The following is a 13,060-nucleotide window of genomic DNA, read 5'->3' on the forward strand; positions in this document are numbered from 1 at the left end:
GTCGGGTGCGCAGTCCAAATAACGTAGCCGACCGATATCAGCACACCAGTACAAAGGAATTATCATGAACCGTCGTGATCTACTCAAAGCATTTGCCGCACTGTCTGCCACCAGTATCAGTAGCAGCCTGTTTGCCGCACCAGCCACCCAAAACCGCTTACTCATTGTATTTTTGCGTGGAGGTTACGATGCCAGTAACTTATTGATCCCGACATCGAGTAATTTTTATTACGAAGCGCGTCCCAATATCGCCATCGCCCGTCCGATGAGTGGAAGCAGTTCAGGAAATACTACGGGCATCAGTACAGAACTCAATGCAGCATTGGAACTGAATGCGGACTGGGGCTTGCACCCGGCTTTGCGCGACAGCATTTATCCTTTATATCAAAAAGGAGAAGCCGCCTTTATCCCATTTGCGGGTACGGATGATCTCTCGCGCAGCCATTTTGAAACTCAGGACAGCATAGAACTGGGGCAGCCTTTGGTTGGTACACGTAATTTTCATTCGGGTTTTTTAAACCGTCTGGCAGATGTGTTGAATGGTGCGCCAGCAATGTCATTCACCGATCAATTACCGATCGTTATGCAAGGCAAGGCGCGTATTGCCAACACGTCGCTAAGGTCGCCCGGCAAGTCGAATGTGGATAATCGCCAGAGTAAAATCATTACGCAAATGTATAGCCAGACCGGTCTGGCGCAGCAAGTCACCGAAGGCTTTGCGGTGCGCGAAGAAGTCTCGCGCGAGATGCAAGAAGAGATGAATTCAGCTAACCGCAATGCAATCTCGACCAAGGGCTTTGAACTGGAAGCAAGACGCATCGCCAAAATGATGCGAGAAAAATATGCTCTCGGCTTTGTCGATGTCGGTGGTTGGGATACCCACGTCAATCAAGGCGGTGCCAGCGGCACATTAGCCAGCAAGTTTGATGAGCTGGGGCGCGGACTGGTCGCGTATCAGCAAGAAATGGGCGACGCTTGGCGCAATACGACGGTGGTGGTGCTAAGTGAATTTGGTCGTACTTTCCGCGAAAACGGCAAGCGCGGCACCGATCATGGCCATGGCAGTGTGTACTGGGTATTGGGCGGTGGCATCAAAGGCGGCCAGGTCGCCGGTGAGCAAATTCAGCTGGAACAACCCAAATTATTCCAAAACCGCGATTACCCCGTATTGAATGAATATCGTGCCGTCTTAGGCGGATTATTCGCAGGTATTTACGGCTTGAATGCCAGCCAGTTGGATCATGTATTTGCCGGCGTCAAAGCACGTAATATCGGCTTAGTCTGATGCTGGATCGGCAGTTGGTGGTGAGTTTGACGAAGGTGACATGGGCGATGGCAAAGCCAAGGACGAGATCGGTAATTCAATATAAAAACATGTCCCCGCTTCTGCGTGCTGGCCTTCATATCCGATCTCGCCATGCATTTGATGCATGATCGCCTGGGTGATCGCCAGACCCAGTCCCGTGCCACCTTTGGCACGGGTATCAGAAGAATCTGCCTGCGAGAATTTTTGAAAAATCCGCTCGCGGAAATCTTCAGGAATACCGCTACCCTGATCGATCACTTCTACCCGCACTTTATTCACCGCAGATAACTTCACCAGGAGTTTTACATCCGCGCCCTTGGGTGAATATTTACAGGCGTTTGACAATAGATTAGCCATCACTTGCTGAAACCGTCCCTCGTCTACATTGACCGATACCGCTGGAATCTCTTCGCTCAGCGCAATCCGCACGCCCAAGTTTTGAGCAAATGCCTGGTTGGTTTGTACCGCGCTGGTTAATAAGTCACGTAATGGCAAAGTCTGGAAAGAAAAATCCATTTTGCCCGCTTCGATTTTTTGGCTATCTAATAAATCATTAATTAAGCGCGTCAGGCTTTCACTATTTTTATGTGCAATCGTAATTAGCATCTGCGCTTTTTCTGGAATGGCACCAACCACGCCGCCTAGCAGCAAACTTAACGAGCCGCGTATCGAGGTTAGCGGTGTGCGCAACTCATGGCTGACGGTAGAGATAAATTCACTCTTCATCTTCTCCATCTTGCGTCGCTCGCTGATGTCACGCACGATGACGATCAGTTTGCGATGTCCCGATAGCTGATACTCACTGATTGATAATTCCGCCGGAAATAAGCTGCCATCTTTACGCATGCGCTCGGCCTCCAGATAAATCATCCCTGAACTCACAAACTCGGGATAACTCATCGCCAGCGCCATCAAATCCTTACTATCAGGCGGCGCAAAAAACTCTCCGTGCTTGCCAACGACATCTTCAGGATCATACCCATACATCGCTAAAGCAGCTGGATTGGAGGTTTCAATATTACCGTTCTCATCGACCATGATGATGCCATCGGCTGCGTTTTGAAATACCGCCAGAAAGCGGTCAGACGACTCTTTTAACTCCCTTTTTTGCTGCGTCAGATCTTGTAATAAAGTCGCTTGATTACGGTTGATCACTTCGGCCTGACGCTTTAATTCTTTGGTAATTTCTAAATCAATTTCGCGCCGTTTTAACAAACTAAGCAATAAAGTAAACGCCATGATGACCGCGATCACACCGCCCAAAGCTACGGTAACAATCACGCCGCTGGTGCGGCGCCAGTCTGTGAGATAAAGCTCTTCCTCAATCGAAAAATTAATGATCAAAGGATATTTATCCAGTGTCTGGATCGCCGCCATACGCATCAGAGGCTTTCCACCGTCTGCCATTCGTTCAGTATTGGTAATGATCACACCGGATTTCTTTTTTTGATCATGTACTAACTGGTAGGTGCTACCCGTCAGGCTGCGCTTACCCATCAGATCATCACGCTCTGGCCAACGTGTCAGAAAGGTAAAATCATCGCGGAACAAAGTCACCGCGGCACGGCCACCGATACTAATTTTTTCGTAAAAACTGGAATAAAAGGAGGGCGACACACCAATAGCAGCGATACCAATAAACTCGCCATCGCTGCCCGTTAAGCGACGACTGATAAAAAATGTCCATTGACCAGTGGCTTTATTGCGTGTGGAGGTACTGACGTACTCTTTAAGACTAGCGTCATTTTTTTGTGCGACAAAATAATCGCGATCGGCACCGTTGATTGTAACGGAGGGGAAACTACGTGAATTGGCAATCAAATTACCATCAGCATCAAGTATAAAAATCACATCGATCTGCGGCGACAACTTCTTTTTTTCAGCCAATACTTGATGAAACTCCAGTGTGTTGACATGGGTATTTAAATACTCAGAATCGATAGTCCAGCGGTCCTGTATCCGCTCAACCACATTATCTAAAGCGAGGTAGGCAGTGCCCATTTGCTGGGCCGTATTTTCGGCCAGCATCAGGCTGAATGCCTCGGTCTGCTTTTGCCATTTCTCAACCTCTTGACCGCGCAATACCCAGATGGAGGCAACGGCAGAAACGATAATCGTCAGCACCAGAAAAATGCCAAGTGCGGCAGCCAAACGACTGGTCTGTTTTCCGTTACTTTTCATTCGAATGGTTTTATCCTGGCAGCACAAAAATTTATCATCGACTTTCGCTATCGTACACCGACTCATGCGGATTCAGATTGGATAGTCAGCATGAATAGTAAAAACAGTGGATGAACCGATAATAATGAGTATCAACGGACTGTCGCCGGCACATCAACTGCACATCAAGCACCCGTCACTTATCGGTATCAAGCGAGCGCTCATTTTTTAGAAGGGTTAGAAACAGGCAGTACTTCCACAAAATCCTAATAGGTAGAAATGATACGTTTTTACCATCTAAGCATCATGAATAATCACAAATAATCACAAATAATCACAAGTGATTGTCGCAGCCAGATTTATGTGCCATTGTTGCACTGAGGGCAAGAGTTAAAATCACAGATCCATCCACATGGGGCTTGCGCAACATCACAAAAACAATGTTGCCCAAATCCTGACAATTACAAGGAGCGTGTTCAATGAAAAAACTTATCTTAGCAAGCAGCCTGACGTTGGTTTCTGCCTCTGGCATGGCAGCCATCACACCTTGTGCAGAAATCAAAGAAAAGATTGAAGCAAAGCTGGAGGGGAAAGGGGTTAAAAACTATAGGCTGCAAGTAGTCAGTGCAGATACAGAAACCAAAAACCGAGTGGTCGCAAGCTGTGACGGTGGACGTAAAAAAATCATTTACCAAAAATCTCACAAAGCTGACGTCATGGAATAGCGTCTCAGGTAAGCCGGTTTGCAAAACAAACTTTGTAGGACTTACGCAATTGGGACGGTTTTGCGTAAGTCCTGACTTCTACACCGACAAATCGGGCTGCCAGATATCTACGCTAGTTCAGCTCAATTAGCTGCGCTTGCCACGGAAAATCGCCAAGCCTTTGGCAGCCTGGGCTTGCACGGCATTTTTCACCAGCGGCGTCCAGCCCAGTAACCAGCCTTTCAAACCCAAAGCCTGGCGCGACCATTTCCATAAATCAAACTGATCTGTGTGCTGTACGATTTTGCCATCGCGGAGAGCAAAGCTGGCATGAATATCATTGATCACTGTGTTACCAGTTTGCGAGAACGTGTAAGTTGCCACCCAATGCGCCTGCCCGCGCTGATCGTCGGCTGAGATACCGTCAAACACGACAGAAAAATTCTGCGCTTTGCTAGTTAGCATGCGCCACATATCCGCCGCCTCTGCACCCTGCAAAGAAGGGAAAACCGGATCAGAAAAAATCACGTCAGCGGCATAGCAAGCCGCCATCGCTTCGGCATCCAGACGCTGGAAGGCGGTATAAAACTGGGTGATTAATTGGGCATTCGGATGCATGGGATTTCCTTTTAGCGGATCAGGGCACGGCTGGTTTGACTACATCCTTGGTCATGATTCATGGGGTGAATTTTATATACTCCCCCTTTATTTTACAGAAATCGCCTTACTGACCAATGATTATATGGACACCTTAAAATACTGTATAGGAGTATCTATTTTACGTAGATAAATATTTTGATGCATCGCCAGCAATCATGCCGTGTCGGCAAATCAGGTTTATTCCACCGACCACCACTTAATGCTTGGCGGATTTGCCTTTGGCACTAGCACTTTCGCTAGCACTGTCCGATGCCGATGCGCTGGCGGAAGGTGCGCTGGCCGAGGCACTTGCACCCGCTTCCATCTTGGCATGCGCCTCTGCGTCTACCTTCTCTGGCTTGACGGTGTCAATTTTATTTTCGCGCATGTAGTCACTCATCTCTTTCCAACCGGCATACACAGCAGACCTGGACGCCTCGGGATTAAGCACATAACAATCTTCCAGCGCACGGCCAGAATGACGACATGCGCCGCCAGTGGCACGGCCATCGGCCTCTTTGGCGGCGGCCTCTTTAGCGGGATCAGGTAGCCCAAGGCGATCGCAACCCGCCAGCAAAGTCAAAGCGCAAACGCCGAGGCAAAGAGAGGAACGAAGTGACATCGCAGCACCGATCAGATATGGGGATAGCTGCATGGTAACAAATCCTGCCAAGCATTTCATCTTATCTTGGCGGATTTGTTTGCTTGCGCCAGAAACCATACATCAAGAGCGTGGGATTGGCTTAAGGTATTTGGTTTCACTGGGTATTTAATCGGCACAACCAAGTACAGCTCACGTTCATGAGGGTTTCATGAGATGTAGAACAAGCATCCTGTCCTTATTCTGTCGGGTATCATTACAAAATAAAAATTAAGTCACGTTATCCCTCATGACCCACACGCCTGCGCACATCGAAAGTTGGATTGAAAACTTGCTTGAAGAAGCGAGTAGTGACCTCGTCTTTCTTTGGAATATTCAGAATGGTAGCTTTGGAGGTTTGCGAGTAGCGCCTGATAAGAAAACATTGGAAAAAGTGATAGAAGGTTTAGTGAAAGGCGGTTGTCTCATCGGATTTGGTGATCCAAGTTTTTCGACTTGGAGCGTTCCTCTTGAGATTCAAGTCCCACGCGAACTACTTCCGGTAGCTATCATCCAATTCTGGGAAGCGAATCCGAAAGAAAATGAGTTCATAACATTCGCCCGGCGCGACACTATCAGAGCCGATCTTGACCGCATAAAAGGTAGTCGATAGGACCGACCGTGATGCGGTTCAGTATTTTAAATTTCGTACGCGGTCATCCACTCACCCATGCGTTATACAGCGTGAACCTTGCACGGAGTCAGTATGAACATATGGAGCACAACCCTTCCGACCATACTGGCGAAACTCCACGAGTTGGCGTTCGACTATAACGATGGCGAAGGAATAGACTTTGAGCCCTATCAATCGTTCTTATCTTCTGAGGAGACCTTGAATTGGTTCAAAACATGGACTGGTAATTCAACGGTCGATGGATCTCAGTTTCGCGTATTTGGACAAGACGGAACCGGCGGCTACGTGGCACTGTGGTTCACACTTTCAGAAACGGTACTCGAAGAACAACCCGTAGTTTTCCTTGGGTCCGAGGGAGACCGAGGTATTGTCGCTACAAACCTAGACGAGTACCTGTGGCTTCTAGCGGACGGTATTGGACCCCTTGAAGCTATTGCATATCCAGAGCTAGATCCTAAGCCCAATCCTCAATTCACTGAATTTGCGCGCATGAATTCAAAAGTCGCCGCAATGAAGGCGCAGGCTGTCCTTGCGCGAGCGAACGCCGCATACCCGTCATTCTCGCAATACATCGACAGCCTATGTGGCTAGCGCTCTCACGTAATGAGTTGCTAACCATTCAATCAAGACGCCGCAATAAAGCACACCTCTCATGTTAAACGTTAGACCCCCTTTGAAGCGTCTCGCCCGCTTGGCTATCTTGTACGTTGTCATTAGTTTGATCTCGGTACCCGCCCACATCGTTCTGTCGTTCCCTCACTATCCGACTTCATTTATCGGTTGGCTGGCTTTTGTTGCATTGCCGATCCCCCTCGCCATAGCAGTCGAGTGGCTATTGCGATACCGCCCCATGAAGTTGATCGATCCAATCGATGCGTGGGCCAGTCGCGTTGAACGGTCTCCCTACAGATTAGCCATTATTGTCGGTGTCCTCGCTATGGGCTGCGCACTCGGGCTCGCCGCAGCGTGGCTTTTTTCCTGAGCCTTATCATGGCTATATCGTTATAGTGCATAGGAGCTTAAGCCCATGCCCCCCCGCTTGGCTCGGTAAAAGCGAGCTTCCTATTTTTATTCGGTCGATTATCATTGCAACATGAAAATTAAAACACGTTAGACCAGAGGATAATCATTTTGACCAACACATGGATACAACACCCCGTTCATCTACTCGGTGAAAAGGTGGAGCTTTGCCCTCTTGAAGCAGATCAACTTGACGAACTTTTTAAAGTTGCCTGCAACCCGGAAATTTGGAAGCAAACGTCGGTTGATTACTCGAATCCAGAGATTTTTTATCCGAACTTCAACGCAGCATTAAGTGATCGTAACGCTGGCAAAGCATATCCATTTTTGATTGTTGATTTGATTGATTCGCGAATCATCGGGACGACGAGGCTCCTAGAAATCCACTCGCTGGATAAAAAACTAGAGGTCGGCATCACTTGGATTGATACCGCATATTGGGGAACAGGCGTTAACTTGGAGTGCAAGTTTCTATTGCTTCAGTATTGTTTTGAGCATCTTTTGGCGAATCGCGTCCAGTTCAGGGCAAAGGCTGATAACACCAGATCGCGCAAAGCTCTGGAAAAAATCGGCGCCATTTTCGAAGGTATTCAAAGGAAGGACAAAATTGAGCCCAATGGCAAGCCAAGAAATACTGCTTTCTACAGCATCACGAATGACGAGTGGCTAGAGGTTAAATCGTCTCTAACCGATAAAATTCAAGCAAGGTATGCGTTGGCTTAACCCATGGTTTAACCGCATTTGCTCCAGCATGGCAGCGCATGAAATTGATAGTAGTTATTGCTAGCTTTCTATTCTCTGGATTCGCCGCCATAGTCTACGTTAGCGATCTCAGCTTTAATTTTTCGTCCTCGGCAAAGATAGATACTCTAAGTGAGTATCTATCTTATGTCCATATATTGATTGGACAATGTGGCATTTATCGAAAAAATAATGGGGAGTATATGTACTTTTACTTAATATCGATCAATGTAGACAGTCTAAAAATTAGATTCTTTTCCTCAACAAACTAGTTCGGGTAGTTACAGCCGTCCCCGCTACATCTGCTGAAAAAGGTGCGCATGGTTGCGGCTGACTTCTAGTTTTTCTGGATGATTTTTTAGTTGGATTAATTGCCGTCCGCGGAAATCGCGCGTCACTTCGGTAATCGCATCGACCCGTACTAAGGTCGAGCGGTGGATGCGCCAGAACTCATCCGGGTCAAGTTCATCCTCCAGCTCTTTGAGGGTTTTTCGGATCAACACTTCGGTGGTTTCTGTTTGTACCCGCGTATATTTTTCGTCGGACTGAAAAAACAAAATCTCCCGAGTGCTGATCATACGCAGACTGCTGCCGACGCTAGCTTGTATCCAGCGCAGATAGTCGCGCTTGGCTTGCTTTTGCTGCGCAAGCTGGCTCAGCAAATCCATGATCTGCTGGTTTTGTTCCAGATTCTTTGTTGGGTTTTGCGGCGCTTGTGATGGTGTGGCTTGTGCGGCCAAGGCCAAGCGCTTTTGTAATCGTTCGCACGTTGCGCGCAATCGGTCTGCATCGACTGGCTTGAGTAAATAATCCAAAGCGCCTTGTTCAAACGCCTGCACCGCATATTCATCGTAGGCCGTGACGAATACGATATGCGATTGCCCTACCAGTTCACGTGCGGCCTCAATCCCGCTTTGTCCCGGCATGCGGATGTCGAGAAAAATAATGTCCGGACGATGTAAATTCGCCAGCTCGACCGCCGCCATGCCGTTGCCTGCCTCGGCGATGATCTGCAACTCTGGCCAGACTTCGCGCAATCTGGCGCGTAACTGATCGCGCATCGGAGGTTCGTCATCCACGATGAGCGCGGTGAGAGGTGTCAGAGGGGGCGAAGATGTCGAGATTGGATTCGTCATTTTTTGATTCACAAAAATTCTGTCAAAATTTACTCTACAAATTTAAGATTTTGCACTTGTTGATTCGATAGGACTTAAGCACGTCCGGAATACGGTATGCGAATACTCACAATCGCTCCACCGGTAATCGGTGCCTCAATCATCAGCTGCGCATCTTGTCCATAAAGAATTTTTAGCCGCTCGCGGATATTACTTAAACCTATGCCATCATCGGCGTGGACGTTAAAGCCAATGCCACTATCTCTGACATTGACTTGCAAATAGTTGCCTGCGGCAGCGGCGCTGACATGAATTATGCCGCCTTCGGTCTTCGGTTCCAGACCATGTTTGATCGCATTTTCAACCAGGGTTTGTAACATCATCGACGGGAAAGCAGCGTCTGCCAAGTGCACAGGAACATCGAAATTGACTTGTAAACGTTCACGCATCCTGGCTTGCATAATATTGAGGTAAGCCCGCGACAGCGCGACCTGCTGCCCTAATCTGCCACCGCCCTGCTCACGCATTTGCGGTAAAGCCGAGCGTAGATATTGAATCAGATGGGCGTGGATTTGTGCAGCCTGTAGCGGATCGGTTTCTATCAGCTGACCAATCAAGGCTAAGGTATTAAACAAAAAATGCGGCTCAATCTGTGCCTGCAAGGTTGCCATCTGCGCTTCCATCAAACGCCGCTCCAAGGCTTCGACATTGGCCTTGGTAGTGGCATCGGCCGCTTTTAAATCAGCCTGACGCTTGCCACCTGCCAGCACTTTGATAGCGACCGAGCTGATGGCAAAAAACGCGCCTAATTCAGGTGTCCGCAATATCGGGCCGACGACCATCATCACCGCAAAGCAGACAATGGCCAGATTCTGCCAGGACACCACCGCCAGCCAATCAAAAAACCGCCACCACAATACGGTTGTGGTTTCAACGATGTCTAAAACGATCGTCAAAATGCGATTATTTCCATTGGATTTCATTGTCCACCGCCACTCTGATCGCCCTGATCAGGATGACTCCCCGCTACTGAACGGGAATGCTCAAGACGTGTGGCGCGTTGACGACTTTTTCTGGTGGCTAAGACACTCACCAAAATTAAGAGCTTAATCATCAAAAAGCTAAGAAATAACACCAGAGCCAAAGGCAAAATGGTCAGCACGATGGCTAATGCAATCGACAAGGTGAGCAATTGCGGCGCAGGCAAGCGGCGCAGCCAGCGCAGACCGGTGCGGGCAAGATCGATGACAGTCGTCCACAATTCGCTCAATAAAGCGGTAACAGCGTCGAATGTGCTTTCTGGTTTTTGTGTTTGCGAGTTTGTTTGTTGTGTTTGCTCTTGCATGATCATGCTCCATTGGTTGTTAGAAGTTCCCAAGGCATTGCTGCCGATATGCACACTATATTGAGGACCAGCCACCGTCACCAGCACGATACGACCGATTGCTGACTTAAGGGTTTTATTGGTCGATGTGCCGGATAAACGGTAGTCAGGCAAAAACCCAATGCTATCTGTACAAGGACTTCGGCTTTATTTCTGGCTAAATAGCTAATTGGCGCTTGTAACATACAATAGAAGAACTTCTATAAGAAAAACATTATCTTAGCTGCGTCCGGTTTAACCAAATCATTTGAACTGCCCTTAATTTGAACTTCCCTTATTAACTGATTGTACAAATGCCTTTATTTTTATCCTCAAAAATGCCACGTCGTTACCCTCACCTGATCGCACTTGCTTGTGCATTTTTATTGTGTGCTTGCTCACCTAAATTCGATTGGCGTGAGGTTCGTGGCAGCGATGTACCTTACACAGTTTTAATGCCCGCCAAGCCAGCCAGTTTTTCACGCGATATGCAGTTGGAGGGTACGCAGTTTAAAATGGAAATGACAGGCGCAGACGTAGACGGCGTGAGCTTTGCCATCGGTACCGCTAAAATTGAGGATGCGAGCAAAATTGCTATGGTATTGGCAGCCATGAAAAATGGCATGATCAATAATATCCACGGTACCATCGTGAGCGAAAAACCAGGCAAACTTGAGCATTCAGTTGATGTTGAGGCGCACGGCAATTTGCAAAATGGTCAACCAGTACTATTGGTAGCGCGGTTTATCACACGTGGGCCTTGGGTTTATCAGGCGGTGATTATGGGGCGAGAAAAAGCCGTCACCCCTGATGTGATTGATACTTTTATGACCTCATTTAAAATTAATTAAGTCATTGATTAAGTAAGTAATCGGACTTACGCAAAACCATTATCTTTTTATCTTTGAGACTCACACTGTATGAAATTACCAGAACTTGATACCGCAACAGTCGACCGCGTCATACAAATGGCGTGGGAAGATAGGACGCCGTTTGAGGCAATCCAAGTACAATTCGGGCTGGACGAGAAAAACGTAATCGCTGTCATGCGTAAATATATGAAGCGATCCAGTTTTGAGATGTGGCGCAAACGGGTCACGGGGCGCAGTACCAAGCACCTAGCCTTGCGCGATCCTGAAGTGACGCGCTTCCGTTCAGAAGATCAGCGTACCCGTTGATGTGACTTAGGTAAGCTGAATGGGTTAAGAATTGCCGAGGCTAATTTTTAGGCATATCATTAATCCGAAGCTTAACTGAACTATTCATCAACCAGCGCCAATGAAGAAAACTGTTATAGCAAGGCTGCGATAGCGGTTTTGTGCAAGCCCTGCAAGACTCCACCAAATTCAATCAAAAATAGCATCAGCTCATATTTATCAATAGGGAAAATTCATGTTAATCACGTTCAAATCGAAAGCCGCTACCGAAGTCACCATGTACAAAGAACATGCGCGTCGGATATTGGACATGCTGAATAAAAATGTCGATCAAGGCATTATCACTGCAGCAGAAACTGAACATGCGATCCAGGTCATCGAGGCTGCGGTTGCTGACAGCAAAGCACATAGTGTGTCGGAAGAATTGCAACGCGATATTGACGCGCACCACCACGACGATCAGCATGATAACGAGCATGAAAAAACAGAGACCGTCAGCTTCTCCAGCCGCGCATATCCTTTGCTTGAAATGCTGCATGCAGCGCATAAAATGCAAAGAGAAGTAATGTGGGGCGTTTAGTTTAGTCCCGCGCCGGAGGCAGCGATGACATCGCATATTGATAAAACGCTAGAGTTTAGCTTGTCCGCCAGTGACGGTACGTCGCTCTTTGTGCGTGACTGGCCATTGTCTCTGACGGATGACAAAAAACCGGTGCACGATGGCATTGTGATCATGCATGGTCTGGGCGAGCATTGTGGTCGCTATGCACATGTGGCGCGGTTTTTTAACGCATTGGGATTTGCGGTACGTACTTATGATCATCGTGGCCATGGTGCATCTGGTGGTGCGCGTGGCGATAGTTCTGACGAAGAATCTTTGCTGCGTGATGCCAGACTGGTGATTAATGATTTCAGTAAACATCTGACTGCGCCGCCGCTATTGTTAGGGCACAGCATGGGCGGCTTGTTTGCAGCGCGTTTTGCGACTGCCGGTTTGGCGCCTATCCGTGGATTGATTTTGTCTTCCCCGGCGTTGGCATTACCGATGTCTGGCATGCAGCTAGCCTTACTCAAAGTTGCCAGTGTCTTGTTCCCTGGTCTTGGTGTTTCTAATGGTTTAAAAACAAAGTATTTGTCGCATGATGCCGAGGTAATTCAGGCCTACATCAACGATACTCAGGTGCACTCCAAAATCAGCGCCCGCTTATTAAATAGTATGCTGGCCTCGATGGAATACGCCCATGATCACGCGCCACAACTTAAAATCCCCGTGCTAATGATCGTGGCAGGCGATGATCATCTGGTTGACCCCGAGGGCAGCCAACGCTTTTTTGCCCGTTTACCGGAAGAAACTGCGCAAGCGCATTTTTACGACGGCTTTTATCACGAAATTTTTAACGAGCTGGAAGCCACCCGTGTCTTTGACGATGTGCGGACATGGCTGGTGCAGCGACATTTCATCGCAGCCTAACAACAGCTTAGTCACAAAACATAAATACTCCCATCAGGTATATATTAGTTGTCCATATAAAACCTGCCTGATACGTCATTTTTTAGATAAAAATGGGGGAGTATATTAAA

15 protein-coding genes are annotated in these 13,060 nt (G+C 47.8%); 9 read left to right on the forward strand and 6 right to left on the reverse strand.

Annotation, left to right across the window (positions count from 1 at the left end):
- Nucleotides 1–64: 64 nt before the first annotated feature.
- Nucleotides 65–1,285, forward strand: a complete 1,221-nt coding sequence (locus AAKU61_RS01835; protein ID WP_354329143.1) for a DUF1501 domain-containing protein — start codon at nucleotides 65–67, stop codon at nucleotides 1,283–1,285.
- On the opposite strand, the gene AAKU61_RS01840 is transcribed toward AAKU61_RS01835, so the two are convergent.
- Nucleotides 1,277–3,487, reverse strand: coding sequence for an ATP-binding protein (locus AAKU61_RS01840; protein WP_354329145.1), 2,211 nt, complete (start codon nucleotides 3,485–3,487; stop codon nucleotides 1,277–1,279). The two genes, AAKU61_RS01835 and AAKU61_RS01840, sit on opposite strands and share 9 nt — an antisense overlap.
- Nucleotides 3,488–3,945: 458 nt before the next feature.
- On the opposite strand from AAKU61_RS01840, the gene AAKU61_RS01845 reads away from it, so the two are divergent.
- Nucleotides 3,946–4,191, forward strand: a complete 246-nt coding sequence (locus AAKU61_RS01845; protein WP_354329147.1) for a DUF1161 domain-containing protein — start codon at nucleotides 3,946–3,948, stop codon at nucleotides 4,189–4,191.
- Nucleotides 4,192–4,317: 126 nt separating this feature from the next.
- On the opposite strand, the gene AAKU61_RS01850 is transcribed toward AAKU61_RS01845, so the two are convergent.
- Entirely contained in the window at nucleotides 4,318–4,788 is a 471-nt protein-coding gene (locus tag AAKU61_RS01850) for a nuclear transport factor 2 family protein (RefSeq protein WP_354329149.1), read from the reverse strand.
- Between the two features lie 238 nt (nucleotides 4,789–5,026).
- Nucleotides 5,027–5,464: a hypothetical protein gene (locus tag AAKU61_RS01855; RefSeq protein WP_354329151.1), complete on the reverse strand. Its 438-nt coding sequence runs from the start codon at nucleotides 5,462–5,464 to the stop codon at nucleotides 5,027–5,029.
- Nucleotides 5,465–5,699: 235 nt separating this feature from the next.
- Between AAKU61_RS01855 and AAKU61_RS01860 the strand changes: the two genes are divergently transcribed.
- The 3 genes from AAKU61_RS01860 (at nucleotide 5,700) to AAKU61_RS01870 (ending at nucleotide 7,826) form a co-directional block, all read left to right on the forward strand.
- Entirely contained in the window at nucleotides 5,700–6,062 is a 363-nt protein-coding gene (locus AAKU61_RS01860) for a hypothetical protein (RefSeq protein ID WP_354329153.1), read from the forward strand.
- Between the two features lie 93 nt (nucleotides 6,063–6,155).
- Nucleotides 6,156–6,674 carry a hypothetical protein gene (locus AAKU61_RS01865; RefSeq protein ID WP_354329155.1) on the forward strand — a complete coding sequence of 173 codons (519 nt, stop codon included), beginning with the start codon at nucleotides 6,156–6,158 and terminating at the stop codon, nucleotides 6,672–6,674.
- Between the two features lie 540 nt (nucleotides 6,675–7,214).
- Nucleotides 7,215–7,826 (forward strand): GNAT family N-acetyltransferase, encoded by a 612-nt coding sequence (locus tag AAKU61_RS01870; RefSeq protein ID WP_354329157.1) that lies wholly within the window; start codon nucleotides 7,215–7,217, stop codon nucleotides 7,824–7,826.
- A gap of 314 nt (nucleotides 7,827–8,140) precedes the next feature.
- On the opposite strand, the gene AAKU61_RS01875 is transcribed toward AAKU61_RS01870, so the two are convergent.
- From AAKU61_RS01875 to AAKU61_RS01885, 3 genes are all read right to left on the reverse strand, one after another.
- Nucleotides 8,141–8,980 (reverse strand): LytR/AlgR family response regulator transcription factor, encoded by an 840-nt coding sequence (locus AAKU61_RS01875; RefSeq protein ID WP_354329158.1) that lies wholly within the window; start codon nucleotides 8,978–8,980, stop codon nucleotides 8,141–8,143.
- 74 nt (nucleotides 8,981–9,054) lie between these two features.
- Nucleotides 9,055–9,942, reverse strand: coding sequence for a sensor histidine kinase (locus tag AAKU61_RS01880; protein ID WP_354329160.1), 888 nt, complete (start codon nucleotides 9,940–9,942; stop codon nucleotides 9,055–9,057).
- Nucleotides 9,939–10,457 carry a hypothetical protein gene (locus tag AAKU61_RS01885; protein WP_354329162.1) on the reverse strand — a complete coding sequence of 173 codons (519 nt, stop codon included), beginning with the start codon at nucleotides 10,455–10,457 and terminating at the stop codon, nucleotides 9,939–9,941. Before AAKU61_RS01885 ends, AAKU61_RS01880 begins: the two co-directional genes overlap by 4 nt.
- A gap of 203 nt (nucleotides 10,458–10,660) precedes the next feature.
- Here AAKU61_RS01885 and AAKU61_RS01890 point away from each other — a divergent pair, with 203 nt between their 5' ends.
- The 4 genes from AAKU61_RS01890 (at nucleotide 10,661) to AAKU61_RS01905 (ending at nucleotide 12,950) form a co-directional block, all read left to right on the forward strand.
- On the forward strand, nucleotides 10,661–11,173 hold the full coding sequence (locus tag AAKU61_RS01890; protein WP_354329164.1) for a hypothetical protein: 513 nt from the start codon (nucleotides 10,661–10,663) through the stop codon (nucleotides 11,171–11,173).
- 69 nt (nucleotides 11,174–11,242) lie between these two features.
- Nucleotides 11,243–11,500 carry a TIGR03643 family protein gene (locus AAKU61_RS01895; RefSeq protein WP_322120351.1) on the forward strand — a complete coding sequence of 86 codons (258 nt, stop codon included), beginning with the start codon at nucleotides 11,243–11,245 and terminating at the stop codon, nucleotides 11,498–11,500.
- A gap of 214 nt (nucleotides 11,501–11,714) precedes the next feature.
- Entirely contained in the window at nucleotides 11,715–12,059 is a 345-nt protein-coding gene (locus AAKU61_RS01900) for a DUF1840 domain-containing protein (protein WP_354329166.1), read from the forward strand.
- A 24-nt stretch (nucleotides 12,060–12,083) separates the two neighbouring features.
- The gene (locus AAKU61_RS01905; protein WP_354329168.1) at nucleotides 12,084–12,950 is read left to right on the forward strand and encodes an alpha/beta hydrolase; all 867 of its coding nucleotides are present in this window, start codon (nucleotides 12,084–12,086) and stop codon (nucleotides 12,948–12,950) included.
- The last annotated feature ends 110 nt before the right edge of the window (nucleotides 12,951–13,060 follow it).

The sequence above is a fragment of the Undibacterium sp. GrIS 1.2 genome (assembly GCF_040544435.1).
Taxonomy (GTDB): domain Bacteria; phylum Pseudomonadota; class Gammaproteobacteria; order Burkholderiales; family Burkholderiaceae_D; genus Undibacterium.